Here is a 17,753-nt window from a genome sequence, read left to right as displayed (position 1 = left end):
GCGTGTGCTTTTATCCTTTACAACCACCGCGTCGAGAGTGTTGAATATACACAACCAAATGACATTACCGGGCAGCCAGATGGAAAGAATAATGCACCAGCCATTAATCGGAGTAACCGCCTGCCAGCGGCACATTGAAGGTCACGACAGCCACATGGTGGTCAACAAGTACGTGAACGCCCTGCGCCAGGCGGCAGGAGTAGAGGTGGTCCTGCTGCCAGCCCTGGAGCAGGGGCTGGCGCCGGGTATTCTGGAGCGACTCGATGGCCTCTGCCTGACCGGCAGCTACAGCAACGTGGAGCCACGCCATTTCGGTCAGGCCCCCTGGCCCGACGACTGCCGTTACGATGTCGATCGGGATGGCAGCGCCCTGTCACTGATCCGCCAGGCGCGCCAACTGAAATTACCCATGCTCGGCATCTGCCGCGGCCTGCAGGAAATGAATGTCGCCTATGGTGGCAGCCTGCATCACCGGCTGCAGGAGCAGGCCGGCATGCTCGATCACCGCGAGCCGGCTCATGAATGGAAAGACAGCCACTACGATCCGGCTCACGGCATCAACCTCAACCCGGACGGCCTGCTGTATCGGCTTACTCAACAAGCCGAATTCATGGTCAATTCCCTGCACCAGCAAGGTATAAACCGACTGGGCGAAGGCCTGATCGCCGAGGCCCTGGCGCCCGACGGACTGATCGAGGCCATCAGCGATCCCTCCCTTCCCTTCGCCCTCGGCGTGCAATGGCACCCGGAGTGGCAGCCTGATCAGCATCCGCTGTACCAGGCCATTTTTACCGCCTTCGGCGCCGCCTGCGCCCGGCATCAATCGACAATCTGCGCCTGAACGGCACCGGACGAAAAGGACATCATCATGCAACAGCACGACACCCAGGAATTACGTCAGCAAGACAGCCGCCATCACCTTCACCCCTTCACCGACACCAAGGAGCTGGGTGACAACAGCCGCATCATCACCCGGGCCGAGGGTATCTATATTTATGATTCGGAAGGGAACCGGATTCTGGATGCCATGGCCGGCCTCTGGTGCGTCAACCTCGGCTACGGCCGTCAGGAACTGGTGGACGCCGCCCAGCAGCAGATGCAGGAACTACCCTACTACAACAACTTCTTCAAGACCGCCCACCCGCCGGCCATCAAGCTGGCCAAGAAGCTGACCGAGCTGGCGCCCGAGCACATCAATCATGTGTTCTTCACCGGCTCCGGCTCCGAGTCCAACGACACAGTGGTACGCATGGTACGCCGCTACTGGCAACTGAAGGGCCAACCGGAAAAAACCGTGATCATCGGCCGTCGCAACGGCTATCACGGCTCCACCGTGGCCGGCGCCAGCCTGGGTGGCATGGCGCCCATGCACGAACAGGGCGGCCCCATGCTGCCGGATATCGAACATATCGCGCAGCCCTACTGGTTTGGCGAAGGCCGGGAAATGGATCCGCAGGAATTCGGCCTGCTGGCCGCCCGCTCGCTGGAACAGAAGATCAAGACTCTGGGCGTGGAGCGGGTCGCCGCCTTTATTGCCGAACCGGTACAGGGCGCCGGTGGCGTCATCATTCCGCCGGAAAGCTACTGGCCCGAGATCCAGCGCATCTGTGATCACTACGGCATCCTGCTGATCGCCGACGAGGTGATCTGCGGTTTCGGCCGGGTCGGCCAGTGGTTCGGCAGCCAGCACTTCAACATCAAGCCCGATCTCATGCCCATCGCCAAGGGGCTGTCGTCCGGCTATCTGCCCATCGGCGGCGTGCTAGTCGGCGACCGGGTGGCGGATCTGCTGATCGAGCAGGGCGGCGAGTTCTACCACGGCTTCACCTACTCCGGTCACCCCGCCTGTGCCGCCGTGGCCCTGCGCAATCTGGAGCTGCTGGAACAAGAAGGCGTCATCGATCGGGTACGGGACGTCACCGGCCCCTACTTCGCCAGGCAGTGGGCCACTCTGGCCAGTCATCCGCTGGTGGGCGAAGCCCGCAGCCTGGGATTGCTCGGCGCCCTGGAGCTGGTGGCCGACAAGGGCACCATGGCCCGTTTCGCACCCGGCATCGGCAGCCAGTGTCGGGATAACTGCTTCCAGAGCGGCATCGTGATGCGTTCGGTGGGCGAAACCATGGTGGTGTCACCGCCACTGGTGATCACCGAGGCCGAAATCGACCAACTGGTCACGCTGGCGCGCCGGAGCCTGGATCTGACCGCCCGCCAGCTGGGCATCATGGACTGAGGAGAAAAAAATGAGTCAACCATCGCTTGCCGACTGGCAGGCCCGGAGCGAACAGTTGCGGCCGGAAGGCCGCGCTTTTATCCAGGGTCAGTATTGCGACTCGGTCAAGGGCGACCGCTTCGCCAGCCTCAATCCGGCCAATGGCCTGCCGCTGGCCGAGGTGGCCAGCTGTGACGAGCAGGATGCCCAGCTGGCAGTCATGGCTGCCGGGCAACCCGCTGGATCCGGCAAGCAGCATGGGCGCCATCGTCGATGCCACCCAGCTCGACGGCATCCGCAGCCATGTGGCCAGGGGCATAGAGCAGGGGGCCCGCCTGCGCCTTGGGGGCGAGCCGGTGCTGACCGACGGCGGTGGTTGCTACTTTCCGCCCACGGTGTTCGATCGGGTCGACAACCGTCAGGCCCTGGCCCGGGAAGAAATCTTCGGTCCGGTACTGGCGGTGATCGGCTTCGACAGTGCAGAGGAAGCCATTGCCATCGCCAACGACTGCCCTACGGGCTGGCGGCGGCGGTCTGGACCCGGAATCTGGACAAGGCGTTGAACACGGCGCGGCGGCTGGAGTCGGGGCAGGTCTATGTCAACAACTACGCCGGGGCGACATGACGGTGCCCTTCGGCGGGGTCAAGCAGTCCGGCAACGGCCGGGACAAGTCGCTGCACTCGCTGGCGGAATACAGTCAGATCAAGACCACCTGGATAGCCCTCGGAGGCTGATACCGGGGCTCGAAAGCAGAATGAAACAAATCGGGCTCCGTCATGGAGCCCGATGGTTGTCTGTTCAGAAATGCTTGGCGGGGGTCGAGCAGCTCACCACCCGGCAGGGCCGGTCGCTGTTGTTGCGAAAACGGTGCGGCTGGGTGGTGGAAAAATAATAACTGTCGCCTTCCTGCAGCACCCGCACCTGGCCGCCCACATTCAGCTCCACCTCACCTTCAATCACCACGCCCGCTTCTTCGCCCCGATACGCCATCATGTCATGGCCGGTATCGGCGCCGGGCGGGTAGGTCTCGATGATAAAAGACATGGCGCGGTTCTTGCGGTTAGAAGCAACCAGCTTCAGGGACAGACTGCCGGATCCCACATCCTGCAGCTCATCGGCGGCGTAGAAAATCTGATCGGTATTCTGCAAATCCAGGGTAAAGAACTCCCCTACCGTCATCGGGATGCCGTCGAGGATCTTCTTCAGCGAACTGACCGACGGGCTGACCTTGCCCTGTTCGATCAACGACAGGCTGGAATGGGTCACCCCGGTACGCTTGGCCAGCTCCCGCTGGGAGATATTTCGCAAGGTGCGCACCGCCTTCAGCCGGGTACCCACATCGTTGGACATATCATCAGTACCTTGTTCAGCAGTCGTCATATCACCACGCCAGAAGAGAGTAAAAAGTGTGCGGGCCGCATTCTACAGCAAGCGGAAAGAGACTGTAAATTGATTCCAACGGCCCGATATAACCGAGCGCGTGGCCGGTTCAGCCCGGAGATAGCACCGAATATTCAGACGGTAACCAGCAATCCGAGAAAGGCGTCGATGGGCATGGGCTTGTGGTATTTGAATCCCTGCAGGTAATCGCAGCCCTGGTGCTGCAGCCAGGCTTCCTGCTCGTGATTTTCCACGCCTTCGGCCACCACCTTCAACCCCAGTCCCCTTGCCATCCCCAGTATCGACAACGTAATGGCGCAGTCATCCTGATCATCCGGTAAATCCTGGATGAAGGAGTGATCGATCTTCAGCTTGGAAAAAGGCAGATTCTTGAGCCGTAGCAACGAGGAGTAACCGGTGCCGAAATCATCGATGGACAACTTGATACCCATGCGCACCAGTTCTTCCAGGGTGCGCCGCAGGACTTTCGAGTCCCCCTTGATGGCGTCTTCGATGACCTCCAGTTCCAGCTGGGAGCCCTGTACCTGATACTTTTCGAGCAACGCCCAGACTCTATCCGCCAGCATGGGATCCATAATGGCGTCGGCAGAAAGGTTGACCGCCACCGGCGGCATCAGCAGCCCCTGTGCCTGTGACTGTTGTATGTCCCGGCACACCCGTTCCAGCACCCAAAGATCCAGGGCCGCGATCAACCCGGCCTCGTAGGCCAGGGGAAGAAATTCCGCCGGAGACATAAAGCCCAGGCTGTCGTGCTGCCAGCGTACCAGGGCTTCGGCACTGACCACCGAGTGGCTATCGGCGGACATGATCGGCTGATAGACCACACTCAGAACACCCGCCTCGATGGCTTCCGACAGCTGGCTTTCCAGCAAAAAACGCGCCTTGGCGGTGGCTGAGATATCCTCATTGAAATACTGCGCCTGCCGCCGGCCACAGGCTTTGGCATGATACATCGCCGACTCGCTGTGACGGATCAGGGTCGAGGTATCGGCCCCGTCATAGGGAAAGAAGGAAATCCCCACGCTGGCCGTCACCTGCACCCTGTGCTCCCCCACCATGATGGGGTGACAGATCGTCTGCAGAATCACATCCACCGCTTCGTGCATGGAGTCCAGATCCTGCGGAAAGCGATAGACAATGGCGAATTCGTCGCCACCGACCCGGGCCACCGTTTCCTTGCCTGGCAGTAACATCCCCCGCAGACGCGCAGCAACTTCACTAACCACCTTATCGCCCACATGAAATCCCATGCCGTTATTGATGGCATTGAGCCGGTCGATGTCGAGCCACAGCAGGGCAAAGGGGTCATGTGTATCATCACCGACCAGACGGTTGATCTGGTTACGCAAAGAGCGCAGGTTCAACAGGCCGGTAAAATCGTCGTGATGGGTAACGTAGTCCAGTTCCTTGCGGCTGTTCAGCCAGGCTTCATGGGTATTGATCAGATTGATGGTATCGGCGACGGCCGTCACCAGAGCAATGTCGGCCAGGGTCCAGCACCGCGGCTGCCGGCTTTCCAGACAGATCACGCCAACCAGCCGGTGCCCGTCGAAAATGGGTGCATCCAGCATGGAAACGATGTCTTCTTTGTCCAGATAACCATGGCGAAAGGAGCGGGTACGCAGATCGGTGGCCGCATCATCGGCACTGATGATCTCGGCCGCATCCAGCGCCGAGAAATAGGCACCGTGCTGTTGCCGGCTCAGGCTGATGCTGCCGTCTTCACCAGCGCCAATCTGCGGATAATGCAGCTCACGCTTCAGGGTGTTGCCACAGACGCTGACCTTCCAGATACTGGTTTTATCAACCTTGAGCAACTCACCACAAAACTCGCCCAACGCTTCCAGCTTGTGCCGCTTGTCCCGTCCGATAAACCCCCGGCTACGCACCAACTGCATCAGGGCGTTGTGATAACCAACAAAGGTCTGTATTTGTTCCACTGGTCGTCCATGTAGGCTGTTGTGCCAATCACTAGCATGGCAAAGCCATTTGGGACTGTCCACGTGATTTTGTCTCTAAGCAAAAACGGCAGCTCGCCATCAGATTATAATAACGCATTGTTTTATATGGCGTTGTGAACCGGCGATCGGATCAGACGATGCGAGGGGGACTGGCGCCCCGGAATATCAGGCCTGACGGCTCAGGGATCCCGGAGCCGGCGGGTGGGGATGTTATTCCTCGCGAAAAATGGTGACCTGGCTGAAACCCAGCTTGCGGAAATACTCCTCACGAAAGTCTTTCATCGTCTTGCGGTCATTGCGGCTGACATTGGCCACCTGATTTTCCATGCGGTGAAACTCGGCCAGATCCACCCCTTCTGCCGCCGCAATGGCGTCATAGACACTGTGGTGCTTGTCATTGGCAAAACCGATTTCTTTTTGCTGCTTGTGATACTGATAAGTAATACGAAAAGCCATGGTGGTATTCCCGGGAAAAATGCCATTGTCGCCGCAACCGCCCTGCCGACTCAAGTCCGGCCTGCGCAGACGGATTCCCATCTGTCGCCCGGCAGCGCATAATCGGGCTCATGAAACGAACGGACTCCTTTCTGGCCTCCTCTGCGATCCGCGCGCGAAGCCCGCTCATCCTGCTGCTGTTGCTGGGCATGGTCCTGCTCGCCTTCGCGCTGTATAACACGGCGCGTATGCAAGCCATGGAACGGATCCGCGAACAGGCCGATGCCAATCTCAGCCGTTATATCGTCAGTCTGCAGTATCAGCTCGATCGACACCGTGACCTGCCCCGCCTGCTGGCCAACCAGCAGCAACTGATCAACCTGCTCGAACACCCCGACGATGCGCAGAGCATCGACATCGCCAATCGTTACCTGGCCTGGGTCAATACCACCATGGGCGCCACCGACAGCTATGTGCTCGGCACCGACGGCATGACCCTGGCGGCCAGCAACTGGGAACAGCCCCATTCCTTTATCGGTAACGACTACAGCTTCCGCCCCTATTTCCAGCAGGCCATGGAGGGCGGAGCCGGTCGCTATTTCGCCCTGGGCAACACCTCCCGGGTACGCGGCTATTTCTTTTCCTACCCGGTGCTCCAGGCCGGTCAGATCATCGGGGTCGCCGTGGTCAAGGTCGATCTGGAAGACATAGAAGAAGACTGGAGCGATCCCTCGCAGGATATTCTGGTGATGGATGAAGACGGGGTGATCTTCATTTCCACCCGCGCCTACTGGCGGTTTCGCACCCTCGGTTACTTGCCGGAAACCGGCAGAAGCACCGTCAGGCAGTCCTACGGCAATCATGAACCGCAACTGCGGCAGGACCGGCCACCAGGCAGCCCACAGGCCGGCTGGCTCAACGAGCTGGATATTGCCCGTATTACCGCCAGCCGTCGTTACGGTCAGGCCCCGCTGCTGCCACTCGACATCATTCGCCGGGAACTCACCGAACAGGGCGATCTACTGCTGACGCTGGTCGATACCCCGGACACCACCTCCAGGCGGCTGTCCGGGCGAGCCGGACAGTACCTGCTGCAGAGCCGATTACTGCCCGACGCCGGCATGCGGGTCGCGGTGCTGGCCAGCCTGCGCCCCTTGCAGAGCAGCCTCTTCAAGACCCTGGGCCTGGGCCTCACCTTCTACCTCATTCTGGCCGCCCTGGTGCTGTTTTTCAGCGCCCGCCACCGGATGAAGCAGCACCACCAGGCCGAACTGAAGCAGGCGCACGAAGCCCTGGAGCAACGTGTCAGGCTGCGCACCCGGGAACTGACCGATGCCAACCAGCGCCTGCAGCAGGAAATAGAGCAGCATCATCAGACCCAGAACCAGCTGATTCAGACCGCCAAGCTGGCCGTACTCGGCCAGTTGTCTGCCGGTATCAACCATGAACTCAGCCAGCCGATCACCGCTATCCGCCATTTCGCCGACAACGGCCGCAAGCTGCTCACCCGGGGCAAGAACGAGTCGGTGGCCACCAACCTGACAGAAATTGCCGGACTGGCCGATCGCATGGCCTCCATTCTGCAACCGCTTCGGGAGTTCGCCCGCCCGCACCAGGAGACCGGACGGGGCGTCAATCTCCAGCATCTGCGCCAGGGGGTCATGGTGATCATGGGCGGTCAGCTGGAACAGCAACAGGCCAGCATCATCTGGCCCGAGGGGCTGGAGAGTCTCTGGGTCGCCGGCGACATCGGCCGGCTGGAGCAGGTGCTGGTCAACCTGATCAGCAATGCCCTGCAGGCCATGGCCGGACAACCATCTCCCCGGATCGAGATCACGCTCGACAGCCATCCCCAGTGGGTGCGGCTGAGCGTATGTGACCAGGGACCGGGCCTGAGCCCCGAGGCCCTCGCCCATGTATTCGAGCCTTTTTACACCACCAAACCGACCGGCATGGGGCTGGGACTGTCCATCTCCCACCGTATCGTACACAGCCTTGACGGCAGACTGGAGGCCGCCAATCACCCGCAGGGCGGCGCCCTGTTCACCCTGACGCTGCCATCGCTTTCCCCTCAGGAGCATTCATGAACCACGACGCCACCGTCATCCTGATCGATGACGATCCCCATGTCCGCCTGTCGGCCGGGCAAACCCTGGAGCTGGAAGACTACCAGGTGCTCGCGCTGGCCGATGCCCGCCAGGCCCTGGCCCGGATCTCCCCCGATTTTGCCGGCGTGGTGGTCACCGACATCAACATGCCGGGCATGAACGGGCTGGAGCTGCTGCAACAGATCAAACAGCGGGATCCGGACATTCCGGTGATCCTGATCACCGGTTTCGGTGATATTTCGATGGCGGTCGGCGCCATCCGCAACGGCGCCTACGACTTCATCGAAAAACCCTTCTCCGCCGACCTGCTGCTCGATGTGGTGCACCGGGCGCTGGAAAAGCGTGCCCTCACGCTGGAAAACCGTCAACTACGCCAGGAACTGCAGGCCCAGAGCGCCCCCGGTCCACGCATCATCGGTGCTTCTCCCGCCATTCTGCAGCTGCGCAAACTGGTACATACCGTCGCCGATACGCCGGCCGATGTACTGCTGATGGGAGAAACCGGCACCGGCAAGGACTTGCTGGCCCGCTACATCCACGAGCACAGTCCACGCCGGGAGCGCAATTTCGTGGCTATCAACTGTGGCGGTGTGCCCGAGACCCTGATCGAGTCGGAACTGTTCGGCCACGAAAAGGGCGCCTTCACCGATGCCAGGGAGCGACGCATCGGCAAGTTCGAGCACGCCAACGGCGGCACCCTGTTTCTGGATGAAATCGAAAGCATGCCGATGAGCCTGCAGATCAAGCTGTTGCGGGTGCTGGAGGAAAGAGCCATAGAGCGGCTCGGCTCCAATACCCTGATCCCGCTCGATCTGCGCATCATCGCCGCCACCAAGGCCGATCTCCGAGCCCTGGCCGAGACGGGAGAATTTCGCGAGGATCTCTATTACCGGCTCAACGTGGTGCGCATCGATATCCCCCCCCTGCGGGCTCGCCCCCAGGACATCCCCATGCTGTTCCAGCACTTTGCCCTGCTCGCTTCTACCCTGTACGAACGGGAAATTCCGCCGCTGTCTCCCGAGCGTATCCATCGGCTGATGAGCCACGACTGGCCCGGCAACGTGCGCGAGCTGCGCAACCTGGCGGAGCGATATGTACTGCTCGGCGAAGCCTGCACCTTCGACTTCGACGACAGGCCCATCACCGAGCCGGAGCCGGTGGCCCAGGGGCTGGCCGCACGGGTCGAACACTTCGAGAAGACCCTGATTCAGGCCGAGCTGGCCCGCCACGGCGGCTCCATCAAGGACACCCTGGAAAGTCTCCAGCTACCGCGCAAGACCCTGTATGACAAGATGAAAAAGCACGGTCTGGACAAGAGTGACTACCGGGGAGGTCCGGACTGATGGGGGGATTTCCACCCACCGGCAGACCGGCCCCCGCGCCGGCAGGCCCACCCCTTGCAGGCTTTCCCCCCAGTAACCCCTCGTTTTCACCCGCGTTAACCCCAATGGGGGGAAATCCCCCCAGGCCTGAGCCGAAAGCGGCGGGTTTCCACCCATTTTCTTGCTGCCGCCGCCTTCTCTGCTGCGGGTGATCCGTCGCCAGCCCCTGCCCCACGGGCCTCTGCTACCACCTCACCAAATCTGGCCTCATTTTTGCTACATGGCATTAACAACAACGCCACAGGGTTATCCGCGCTCAGGATACACCCCGGCAGGGAAAGCCAACCGGCCCACAGGCCGGAGCAAATACAGAGGTCAAGATGTCAAACGACAAACAACAACTCGACAGCCTCAGTCCCGACGAGCAGCAAAAGCTCAAGGAACTGATGGAAAAAGATGCCAAGAGCGAGCGCCAGCTCACGGGTCCCTGGGCCTGGCTGGCGGCAGCCCTGGCCGCGACCATGGTGGCCATCTATTTTTATGGCGCCGGCGTCGCCGCCCTCAGCACCCAGTATCATCTCGGCATCTATGTGCTGATCACCTTCGTGCTGGTCTTTCTGTTATACCCGGCGGGCAGCCGTACCGCCCACGGCGGCCTGTCGTTGATCAGCGCCACCCTGCTGGCAGTGCTGGTCAGCTGCTTCCTGGTGTACGACTCACCCACCGCCTTCTACCAGCAATTAAGCCTGTTCCGGGAAACCTGGAACTACGACGGCCTGAGCATGGCGCTGGAGCAGGATCTGGACAAACTGCACTACGGCCTGTGGCTGATCCTGCCCTTCGCCGCCATCCTGCTGCCGCTGGACCAGTGGCTGAACCGGCGTAATCACAACAGCCCGACCGCCAGCGATGTGATACTGGCCCTGATGACCGCCGGTACCGTGCTGTACTGGATCAGCCAGTTCGAGCTGCTCAACTACCGGGCCGGGGCAGAAAACGAGGTCGACATGCTGGTCAGCATCGTCGGCCTGCTGCTGTCGCTGGAAATCTGCCGCCGGGTACTGGGCTGGTCCATTACCCTGATCGGGGTGGCGATGATCGCCTTCGCCCTGTTCGGACCCTACCTGCCCGACCTGCTGGCTCACCGGGGCTTTCGTTTCGAGCGTCTGGCCACCGCCCTGTTCCTGACCACCAACGGGGTATTCGGAGTCATGGCCAGCGTGCTGGCGACCTATGTCATCCTCTTCATCTTCTTCGGTGCCTTTCTGCAGAAGTCCGGCGCCGGCAAGTTCTTCATCGATCTGCCGCTGGCCCTCGCCGGTCATTCCACCGGCGGTCCGGCCAAGGTAGCGGTGATCTCATCAGCCCTGTTCGGCTCCGTTTCCGGCTCGGCCATCGCCAACACCGTGTCTTCCGGCGCCTTCACCATCCCCATGATGAAGCGGGCCGGGTTCAAGCCCCATGTGGCCGGCGCCATCGAGCCCGCCGCTTCCATCGGCGGCATGTTCCTGCCCCCCATCATGGGCGCGGGCGGCTTCCTGATGGCCGAACTGACCGGCACCCCCTATTCCACCATCATGATTCTGTCCATCGGCCCGGCCCTGCTCTACTTCCTGGCGGTGTACTGCATGGTGCATTTCGAAGCCAAGAAACACGGTCTGGTCGGAGTACAGGGTGAGGAGATTCCGCACTGGAAAACCGTGTTCAAGCACGGCTGGTACTATGCGCTGCCACTGGTGATTATCACGGTACTGTTGCTCAGCGGTCGTTCCGCCGGCAACTCGGCGTTCTGGGCCACCCTGTCGTGCATCGCGGTGAGCTGGGTCGACAAGGAAACCCGCATGGGGCCCAGGGAGATCTGGGAGGCCATTCAGGTAGGCGCACGCAACACCCTGATCGTGGGCGCCACCATCGGCGTGATCGGCATCATCGTCGGGACCATTTCCCTCACCGGCATGGGCCTCAAGTTCTCGGATCTGATCATCTCCATGGCCGGTGACAGCCTGATGCTGGCGCTGGTACTGGTGGCCATCGCCTCGCTGGTGCTGGGCATGGGGGTGCCGGTCACCGCCGCCTATCTGATCGTGGCCGTGCTGGCGGTACCCGCCCTCGGCGAATTCGGCGTCTCGGCCATTGCCGCCCACATGATCGTCTACTGGCTGTCCCAGGACTCCAACATCACTCCGCCGGTATGCGTGGCCGCCTATGCGGGCGCCGCCATCGCCGGCTCGGATCCCTGGAAGACCGGCTGGACCTCGTTCAAGTTCGCCAAGATGCTGTACGTGATGCCACTGCTGTTCGCCTATGTGCCGGCCATGCTGCTCGACGGCAGCGTGCTGGAAATCATCACCGCCTTCGTCTCGGCCACCCTGGGTACCATCGCCTTCGGCGCTTTCTCCATGGGTTATCTGCGCCGCAGGACCCGGCTGTATGAATGGCTGCTGCTCGGTGCCGGTACCCTGTTGCTGTACTGGCCGACGCTGATGTCCGACATCGGTGGCCTGGCGCTGGTCGCCTGGTGTGGTGGCTGCAGCGAGAAGGTGACTCCCCGCTGCCGGCCCGGCCCTCAAACGCTCATTAAGGATCCCCCATGACTCAGATAAAGCTGATTGTGTATGCCACCGACTTTTCCGACGGCGCCGCCAGGGCGGCGGAGCTGGCCAGCCACCTGGCCCGGATACACGGCGCCCGACTGCACCTGCTGCATGTGATCACCGAACTGGGCGACCGACACCGGCGCAGCATCCCCGCCGGGGTGATGGACGCCTTCGTCAGGGAGGTCAACACCCAGGCAGTAACCGACATGCATGATTTTGTGCAACGCCTGTTCGGCCAGTTCAAGGGCGAACTGACCACCGAAGTGATGATTGGCCCCGGCGCCGAGGCCGTGCTGTCCCAGGCCGAAAAGCTGGGGGCCGATCTCATCATCGTCGGCAGCCATGGCCGTCACGGCCTGGAAAAACTGCTGCTGGGCTCCACCACCGAGCGCGTCATTCGTCAATCATCGATTCCGGTATTAACGGTACCCGAGCGCGGCTGAAGGGCCGCCTCCCCTTTCTCGAGGGAAGAAAACGAGAAATACAACCATAAAGAGGAAACAACCATGATACTGAACAACATGTGCAAACCTGCCAAGGCGCTGACTTCCATCACCCTCGTGGCCGTGACCACCCTGGGGATGAGCATGGCCCACGCCCAGACCGAACGCCTGGCATTTTCCGGCGGCCCGGACGGCGGTACCTTCCAGTATTTCTCCAATGGCATTGCCACCCGGCTGTCGCGCACCATGGAAGGTGTGGAAGTATCCAACATGGCTTCCGCCGGCTCGGTGGAAAACCTGCGTCGGGTCAACTCCCGCGACGCCGACTTCGGTATCGTCTACTCCGGCGACATGTATCTGGGCCTGAACGGCAAACTGACCAACGACACCCGCAAGTATCGCAATGTCCAGGCCATGTCCTATCTGTACGGTGCCCCGGCGCACCTGATCGTGCTGGACGGCTCCGGCATTACCGATGTGGCCCAGCTGGAAGGCAAGAACATCGCCGTGGGTCCGGCCGGCTCCGGTGCAGCCGCCTCCGCCCAGCGCTTCTTCGAAGGAGTGGGGCTGTGGGACAAGATCACGCCACAATACATCGGCTACAACCAGGGTGCCTCGGCGCTGGGCGACCGCCAGATCGACGCCCTCTGGGTATTTGCCGGCTTCCCCAACGCCTCGGTGATCCAGGCCGCCTCCAGCAACAAGATCCGCCTGCTGCAGGTGAACGAAGCCGCCGAGAAAGGCACCCTGTTCAATGACCACCCCTACTACGCCACCGTCACCATCCCTGCCGGCACCTACCCGAACGTGGACTACGATGTGGTCACCATTCAGGACTCCGCACTGTGGGTCGCCGGCCGCCACCTGTCCGCAGAACGGGTTCACGACAGCCTGCAGGACATTTATTCGGAAGAAGGCCTGAAGTTCATGTCCTCCGTGTCCCAGGCCGCCACCTCCATGACCATCGACAGCGGCACCATGGGTATCGTGACCCCGATGCACGACGGCGCCAAGGCCTTCTGGACCGAACAGGGAAAAACCCTGAGCAACGCCCAGCAATAGTCATCCACGAGCCTGAGCTTCACACCCCGCGTTGACGCGGGGTTTTTTATCTTCCCCGCTCCGGCAGCCAGCAGGCAGTGAACGTAAAAATACGTTAAGATGTTGTCATTATTCACTTTTATGGCGTCATCCCGGCCCGTGATCAGCGTTGAACGTAAAGATGGTTTTGCTCTCAAGGTATCCCGTATCCTGCGGGAGGCGACCGAGCACCGACTGGATATTTACTTCTTTATTCCCGGCGAGCTGGGACTGAACACCAATGTGGTACCGGAAGACGAGTTCTACCACAACGCCATTCACGTTCAGCGCACCTACTTCAGCGACCGGCCGCACCTGCACTGGTACACAGCCGTCTGGCCCGCCGGGGCAAGCTCACCACCGAGCAATACCGGCTCAGCCTCAGCCTCTACGCCTATCAGTATGTGGTCGGGCTGGAACAGTCCTGTCACGCTCTGCGCAACAAACAAGACGAGACCAGCCTGGAAGCGGTAGAAGAGGTAATCGCCCTGGCCCAGGATATTTTGCGCCGCCTGCGCCGCAACATGCCCACCGATCAGAGCCTGCTCAAGTATTACGCCAATATCGACAACTACCTGTCCTGGTTTACCGAACAGCGGCTGCTGTCGCTGGTGGCCCACCTGCCCCGCAACGGCGACTACAAGACGACCAAGTCGCTGCTGCTGGAGATTTGTGACATCGAGCGCCAGCACCGCGAGGCGCAACAGTACAATTCCAGCCATACCACCGAGGCGCTGTCGCGTATCTCCAACAAGATGCGGCTGCTGCGCCGGTTGATCGAATACCCGGTCACGCTCAAGGAGAAAACCCGGGAACTGGGCGGGGGCGAACAGAAACTGCTCAAGGCCGGGGTGACGGCCGTGGTGATGACCTCGGTGTCGCTGGCCGCCTACGAGGTGCGCGAGACCCTGGGGGGGATATCGCTGATGGTCATCTTCGCCCTGGCACTGCTCTATGCCCTGCGTGAACTGTTCAAGGACGACTTGCGCAACACCCTGTGGCGCTGGCTGCGCAAGGGTCGTCCCAAATGGCGCCGACAGTATTTCGATGTGCACAGCAACCAGCTGGTGGGCCGCCAGCTGGAATGGTTCGACTATCGTCGCGCCTCCCGACTGAGCGAAGAGATTCTGGCGGCACGCCATGCCAACGTGAGTCAGCGGGAAGAAGTGGTCATGCACTACGGCAGCCATTCCCGCATGCTGCCCACCCGCTTTCTGAGCGGCTACGAACAAACCCGGGAGACCCTGCAACTGGATTTGAGCCTGTTGTCCAAGCTGATGGAAAAGGGCTCACACCACGTCTATCAGCTCAAGGAAGGACAGGTCGCACGCCAGGCGGTAGAAAAACGCTACCTCATCAATCTGATCACCCGAGAAATCCAGGGACAGAAGCCGCCGGTCATCCAGCGCTGGAAGGTGGTGATGAGCCGTTCCAAGATTGTGGAAATCGAGGAAATTCCCCGGCGAAGGAATTCGACGGCGGATAAAAACACATAAAAAAAACAACTTCTCTGTAACAATTATCCTGCCCCTTCCGACTAACCTGAAAGATGACGGTAATGATGCCGCATCCTGTGGTCCACCATCGTCTGTTAGAAGGAAGCTCAACATGAACAAAGCAACCACCGCTACTGCCATTGCCTTTGCTCTGGGTACCGCCCTGACCGCCACCAGCGTGCCGGTGCTGGCTCAGGACACCGCCGCCACCGAAAAATGCTACGGCGTGGCACTGAAAGGCAAAAACGACTGTGCCGCCGGCCCCGGTACCACCTGCGCCGGCACCTCGAAAGTCGACTATCAGGGTAACGCCTGGAAACTGGTTCCTGCCGGTACCTGTCTGGAAACCGCCTCACCGACGTCACCGACCGGCTTTGGTCAGCTGGATGCCTTCGAAGAAGTGAAGGCCTGATCCACGACCCAATGGGAGGCGTGATGCCGGACTCATTGAACGCAACCAGAGTGCAATCAACTACAGTGTCATCAACCAGCCCGACCGCCTTGCCGGTCGGGGCTGGTCTGGGGCTCAAGCCCCAGCACTTCGATACCCTGCTGACCCGGCGCCCGCCGCTGGCCTTTGTTGAAATTCACGCCGAGAACTACATGGTGGCCGGTGGCCCGCTGCATCATTATCTGGAGCGGGTTCGGGCCCTGTATCCGCTGTCTGTGCACGGGGTCGGCCTGTCGATCGGCGGAGCCGAAGATCTCGACATGGCGCACCTGAACCGGCTGACACAACTGGTCGATCGCTATCAACCCGAGGCGGTGTCTGAGCACCTGGCCTGGTCCGGCCACGGCGGCCGTTTCGCCAACGACCTGCTGCCACTGGCCTATACCCCGGATGCATTGCAACGAGTCTGCGATCACCTCGATCGGGTGCAGGAAGCGCTGGGGAGGCCCATACTGCTGGAAAACCCCGCCACCTACCTGACGTTTGCCGACTCCTGCCTGGAAGAAGCCGCCTTTATCCATGCCGTGATTAACCGCAGCGGCTGCGGCCTGCTGCTGGACGTCAACAATGTCCATGTGTCGGCGGTCAATCACCGGTGGGACGCCCTGACCTATATCGACACCCTGCCGCTGGACAAGGTGGGCGAGCTGCACCTGGCCGGTTTTGACGAACAACGGGATAACAGTGGCGCCCGCCTGCTGATCGACAGTCACGGCGCCCCCATCGCCGAGCCGGTGTGGACCCTGTATCGCCAGCTGCTGGAGCGCATCGGCCCCACCCCCACCCTGATCGAACGGGACAACAACATTCCCGCCTTCGAGGTGCTGCTGGCGGAAGCGAGTCTGGCCGAACAGTGCCTGACGCAGGCGGACACTCGGACACCGACACCATGAACATGCACGATGCCTTCATCAATGCCCTGTTCGATCCGGAGCAGGCGCTGCCCACCAGCCTGAGCCAGAACCCCGGCAACCGGGCCCGCTTTGCGGTGTATCGCAACAACGTGCGGGCCTCGCTGACCGTTGCGCTGGCCGACACCTTTCCGGTTTGTCGGCAACTGGTGGGCGAAACCTTCTTTAGTGCCATGGCCGGGGTGTATATCGAACAGACGCCGCCGGACTCACCCTTGCTGACCGACTACGGTCACCGGCTGCCGGCATTTATCGACTCCTTTCCACCCGCATCCGCCGTGCCCTATCTGGCCGACATGGCACGCCTCGAGAGGGCCTGGCTCGGCGCCCTTCATGCCGCCGAGCCAGACCGGCTCGATACCCGGGCGCTCGCCGCCTTGCTGGCCGATGCACAACGGGTCGCCGGATTGCAATTACAGCTGCAACCCTCGACTCGACTGCTGCTCTCGCCTTATGCCGTGGTCTCGCTGTGGCGGGCACATCAGGGGCAATTGAACATCGCCGACGTCAACCCCTTTCACCCCGAACAAGCCCTGTTACTGCGCCCGGCGCTGCAGGTGGAGCTACTGCCGCTCGACAAGGCCAGCGCCTGCTTTATCGAATTGCTGTTACAGCAACCGCTGGGCACGGCACTGGAGCAGACTCTGCGCCTACACCCGGATTTTGCACCGGAGCAGACCCTGGCAATGCTGCTCCGGCACAAGGCCATTGCCGCCTTTCACCCCGATGGAGACGCCTTATGAATCCAGCCCGTATCATCACCCGGCTCAACCTGTGGCTGAGCCGCATTCCCTATTCGCCCATCGCCCTGCTGGGGCGCTTTGCCATCGCCGCCGTGTTCTGGAAATCGGGTCAGACCAAGATTGATGGCCTGGCCATCGATATCGTCAGCGGTGAATTCAGCCTCGGCTGGCCCAGTCTCAAGCCGCTGGCGGTGTTTCTGTTTCGGGACGAATACAGTCTTCCCCTGCTCTCCCCCGAACTGGCTGCCACCCTGGCCGCGCTGGCCGAGCATGCCTTTCCCGTGCTGTTGCTGCTGGGGCTGGCCACCCGACTGTCGGCCCTTGCTCTGCTGATGATGACGCTGGTGATCCAGCTGCTGGTCTATCCCGGTGCCTATCCGGTTCACGGGGTCTGGGCCACCGTCCTGCTGCTGCTGATGTCTCGCGGTGCCGGTATGTTCTCGCTCGATCACTGGCTGGCCCGGCGGCGCTAGCAGGATGATGCGACCACCGCTACTTTTTATACACTGGCATGCTTCATGCTTGATATTCGACCATGCACCGGCGTGATGCCGGCAATCCAAGCGCCTGACGACGCAGCCCGGGTCACTACAGG

General features: G+C 61.3%; 17 protein-coding genes and 1 pseudogene. 15 read left to right on the top strand and 3 right to left on the bottom strand.

What is annotated here, in order from left to right; genetic code table 11:
- Window positions 1-91 precede the first annotated feature (91 nt).
- The 4 genes and pseudogenes from BFR47_RS06735 (at window position 92) to BFR47_RS19095 (ending at window position 2,944) form a co-directional block, all read left to right on the top strand.
- Entirely contained in the window at window positions 92-841 is a 750-nt protein-coding gene (locus BFR47_RS06735) for a gamma-glutamyl-gamma-aminobutyrate hydrolase family protein (RefSeq protein ID WP_071472355.1), read from the top strand.
- A 27-nt stretch (window positions 842-868) separates the two neighbouring features.
- Entirely contained in the window at window positions 869-2,230 is a 1,362-nt protein-coding gene (locus tag BFR47_RS06730; protein WP_071472354.1) for an aspartate aminotransferase family protein, read from the top strand.
- A gap of 140 nt (window positions 2,231-2,370) precedes the next feature.
- Window positions 2,371-2,834: pseudogene (locus tag BFR47_RS18620) on the top strand (aldehyde dehydrogenase family protein).
- Window positions 2,831-2,944 (top strand): aldehyde dehydrogenase family protein, encoded by a 114-nt coding sequence (locus BFR47_RS19095; protein WP_281245952.1) that lies wholly within the window; start codon window positions 2,831-2,833, stop codon window positions 2,942-2,944. Before BFR47_RS18620 ends, BFR47_RS19095 begins: the two are co-directional and overlap by 4 nt.
- 64 nt (window positions 2,945-3,008) lie before the next feature.
- Here the strand turns inward: BFR47_RS19095 and BFR47_RS06720 are convergent, their stop codons facing one another.
- From BFR47_RS06720 to BFR47_RS06710, 3 genes are all read right to left on the bottom strand, one after another.
- Window positions 3,009-3,560, bottom strand: a complete 552-nt coding sequence (locus BFR47_RS06720) for a cupin domain-containing protein (protein WP_071472353.1) — start codon at window positions 3,558-3,560, stop codon at window positions 3,009-3,011.
- Window positions 3,561-3,724: 164 nt separating this feature from the next.
- The gene (locus BFR47_RS06715) at window positions 3,725-5,551 is read right to left on the bottom strand and encodes a putative bifunctional diguanylate cyclase/phosphodiesterase (protein ID WP_083399039.1); all 1,827 of its coding nucleotides are present in this window, start codon (window positions 5,549-5,551) and stop codon (window positions 3,725-3,727) included.
- Window positions 5,552-5,782: 231 nt separating this feature from the next.
- Window positions 5,783-6,028, bottom strand: a complete 246-nt coding sequence (locus tag BFR47_RS06710; RefSeq protein ID WP_071472383.1) for a DUF2960 domain-containing protein — start codon at window positions 6,026-6,028, stop codon at window positions 5,783-5,785.
- A 110-nt stretch (window positions 6,029-6,138) separates the two neighbouring features.
- Here BFR47_RS06710 and BFR47_RS06705 point away from each other — a divergent pair, with 110 nt between their 5' ends.
- The 11 genes from BFR47_RS06705 to BFR47_RS06660 all read left to right on the top strand — a co-directional run bounded on the left by BFR47_RS06705 (window position 6,139) and on the right by BFR47_RS06660 (window position 17,631).
- Window positions 6,139-8,094, top strand: a complete 1,956-nt coding sequence (locus tag BFR47_RS06705; RefSeq protein WP_071472352.1) for a sensor histidine kinase — start codon at window positions 6,139-6,141, stop codon at window positions 8,092-8,094.
- Window positions 8,091-9,458: a sigma-54-dependent transcriptional regulator gene (locus BFR47_RS06700; RefSeq protein ID WP_071472351.1), complete on the top strand. Its 1,368-nt coding sequence runs from the start codon at window positions 8,091-8,093 to the stop codon at window positions 9,456-9,458. The genes BFR47_RS06705 and BFR47_RS06700 overlap by 4 nt, the downstream gene beginning before the upstream one ends.
- A 359-nt stretch (window positions 9,459-9,817) precedes the next feature.
- A complete protein-coding gene (locus BFR47_RS06695) occupies window positions 9,818-12,031 on the top strand; it encodes a TRAP transporter permease (protein WP_139215122.1) in 2,214 nt (737 codons plus the stop codon).
- Window positions 12,028-12,477 (top strand): universal stress protein, encoded by a 450-nt coding sequence (locus BFR47_RS06690; protein WP_071472350.1) that lies wholly within the window; start codon window positions 12,028-12,030, stop codon window positions 12,475-12,477. Before BFR47_RS06695 ends, BFR47_RS06690 begins: the two co-directional genes overlap by 4 nt.
- Window positions 12,478-12,540: 63 nt before the next feature.
- A complete protein-coding gene (locus BFR47_RS06685) occupies window positions 12,541-13,539 on the top strand; it encodes a TAXI family TRAP transporter solute-binding subunit (RefSeq protein WP_245748834.1) in 999 nt (332 codons plus the stop codon).
- 138 nt (window positions 13,540-13,677) lie between these two features.
- The gene (locus tag BFR47_RS18610) at window positions 13,678-14,031 is read left to right on the top strand and encodes a hypothetical protein (protein WP_245748833.1); all 354 of its coding nucleotides are present in this window, start codon (window positions 13,678-13,680) and stop codon (window positions 14,029-14,031) included.
- A complete protein-coding gene (locus BFR47_RS06680) occupies window positions 13,962-15,053 on the top strand; it encodes a hypothetical protein (protein ID WP_245748832.1) in 1,092 nt (363 codons plus the stop codon). The genes BFR47_RS18610 and BFR47_RS06680 overlap by 70 nt, the downstream gene beginning before the upstream one ends.
- A 112-nt stretch (window positions 15,054-15,165) precedes the next feature.
- Entirely contained in the window at window positions 15,166-15,465 is a 300-nt protein-coding gene (locus tag BFR47_RS06675) for a BufA1 family periplasmic bufferin-type metallophore (protein ID WP_071472349.1), read from the top strand.
- Between the two features lie 50 nt (window positions 15,466-15,515).
- Window positions 15,516-16,397 carry an MNIO family bufferin maturase gene (gene bufB / locus BFR47_RS06670; protein ID WP_245748831.1) on the top strand — a complete coding sequence of 294 codons (882 nt, stop codon included), beginning with the start codon at window positions 15,516-15,518 and terminating at the stop codon, window positions 16,395-16,397.
- A complete protein-coding gene (locus BFR47_RS06665) occupies window positions 16,394-17,158 on the top strand; it encodes an HvfC/BufC N-terminal domain-containing protein (RefSeq protein ID WP_071472347.1) in 765 nt (254 codons plus the stop codon). The genes bufB and BFR47_RS06665 overlap by 4 nt, the downstream gene beginning before the upstream one ends.
- A complete protein-coding gene (locus tag BFR47_RS06660) occupies window positions 17,155-17,631 on the top strand; it encodes a DoxX family protein (RefSeq protein ID WP_071472346.1) in 477 nt (158 codons plus the stop codon). The genes BFR47_RS06665 and BFR47_RS06660 overlap by 4 nt, the downstream gene beginning before the upstream one ends.
- Window positions 17,632-17,753 lie beyond the last annotated feature (122 nt).

Origin of the sequence: Oceanisphaera psychrotolerans (genome assembly GCF_001870485.1) — a bacterium.
Lineage (GTDB): Bacteria > Pseudomonadota > Gammaproteobacteria > Enterobacterales > Aeromonadaceae > Oceanimonas > Oceanimonas psychrotolerans.
Note: the sequence above shows the minus strand (reverse complement) of the source record. Positions and strands in the feature narration are given on the sequence as shown.

What these genes read in the sequence shown, in the direction of transcription:
- BFR47_RS06730 (WP_071472354.1), top strand. Translation starts at nt 869, where the DNA reads ATGCAACAGCACGACACCCAGGAATTACGTCAGCAAGACAGCCGCCAT.
- BFR47_RS19095 (WP_281245952.1), top strand. Translation starts at nt 2,831, where the DNA reads ATGACGGTGCCCTTCGGCGGGGTCAAGCAGTCCGGCAACGGCCGGGAC.
- BFR47_RS06705 (WP_071472352.1), top strand. Translation starts at nt 6,139, where the DNA reads ATGAAACGAACGGACTCCTTTCTGGCCTCCTCTGCGATCCGCGCGCGA.
- BFR47_RS06660 (WP_071472346.1), top strand. Translation starts at nt 17,155, where the DNA reads ATGAATCCAGCCCGTATCATCACCCGGCTCAACCTGTGGCTGAGCCGC.
- BFR47_RS06710 (WP_071472383.1), bottom strand. Translation starts at nt 6,028, where the DNA reads ATGGCTTTTCGTATTACTTATCAGTATCACAAGCAGCAAAAAGAAATC.
- BFR47_RS06665 (WP_071472347.1), top strand. Translation starts at nt 16,394, where the DNA reads ATGAACATGCACGATGCCTTCATCAATGCCCTGTTCGATCCGGAGCAG.
- BFR47_RS06675 (WP_071472349.1), top strand. Translation starts at nt 15,166, where the DNA reads ATGAACAAAGCAACCACCGCTACTGCCATTGCCTTTGCTCTGGGTACC.
- BFR47_RS06695 (WP_139215122.1), top strand. Translation starts at nt 9,818, where the DNA reads ATGTCAAACGACAAACAACAACTCGACAGCCTCAGTCCCGACGAGCAG.
- BFR47_RS06685 (WP_245748834.1), top strand. Translation starts at nt 12,541, where the DNA reads ATGATACTGAACAACATGTGCAAACCTGCCAAGGCGCTGACTTCCATC.
- BFR47_RS06700 (WP_071472351.1), top strand. Translation starts at nt 8,091, where the DNA reads ATGAACCACGACGCCACCGTCATCCTGATCGATGACGATCCCCATGTC.
- BFR47_RS06720 (WP_071472353.1), bottom strand. Translation starts at nt 3,560, where the DNA reads ATGTCCAACGATGTGGGTACCCGGCTGAAGGCGGTGCGCACCTTGCGA.
- BFR47_RS06690 (WP_071472350.1), top strand. Translation starts at nt 12,028, where the DNA reads ATGACTCAGATAAAGCTGATTGTGTATGCCACCGACTTTTCCGACGGC.
- BFR47_RS06735 (WP_071472355.1), top strand. Translation starts at nt 92, where the DNA reads ATGCACCAGCCATTAATCGGAGTAACCGCCTGCCAGCGGCACATTGAA.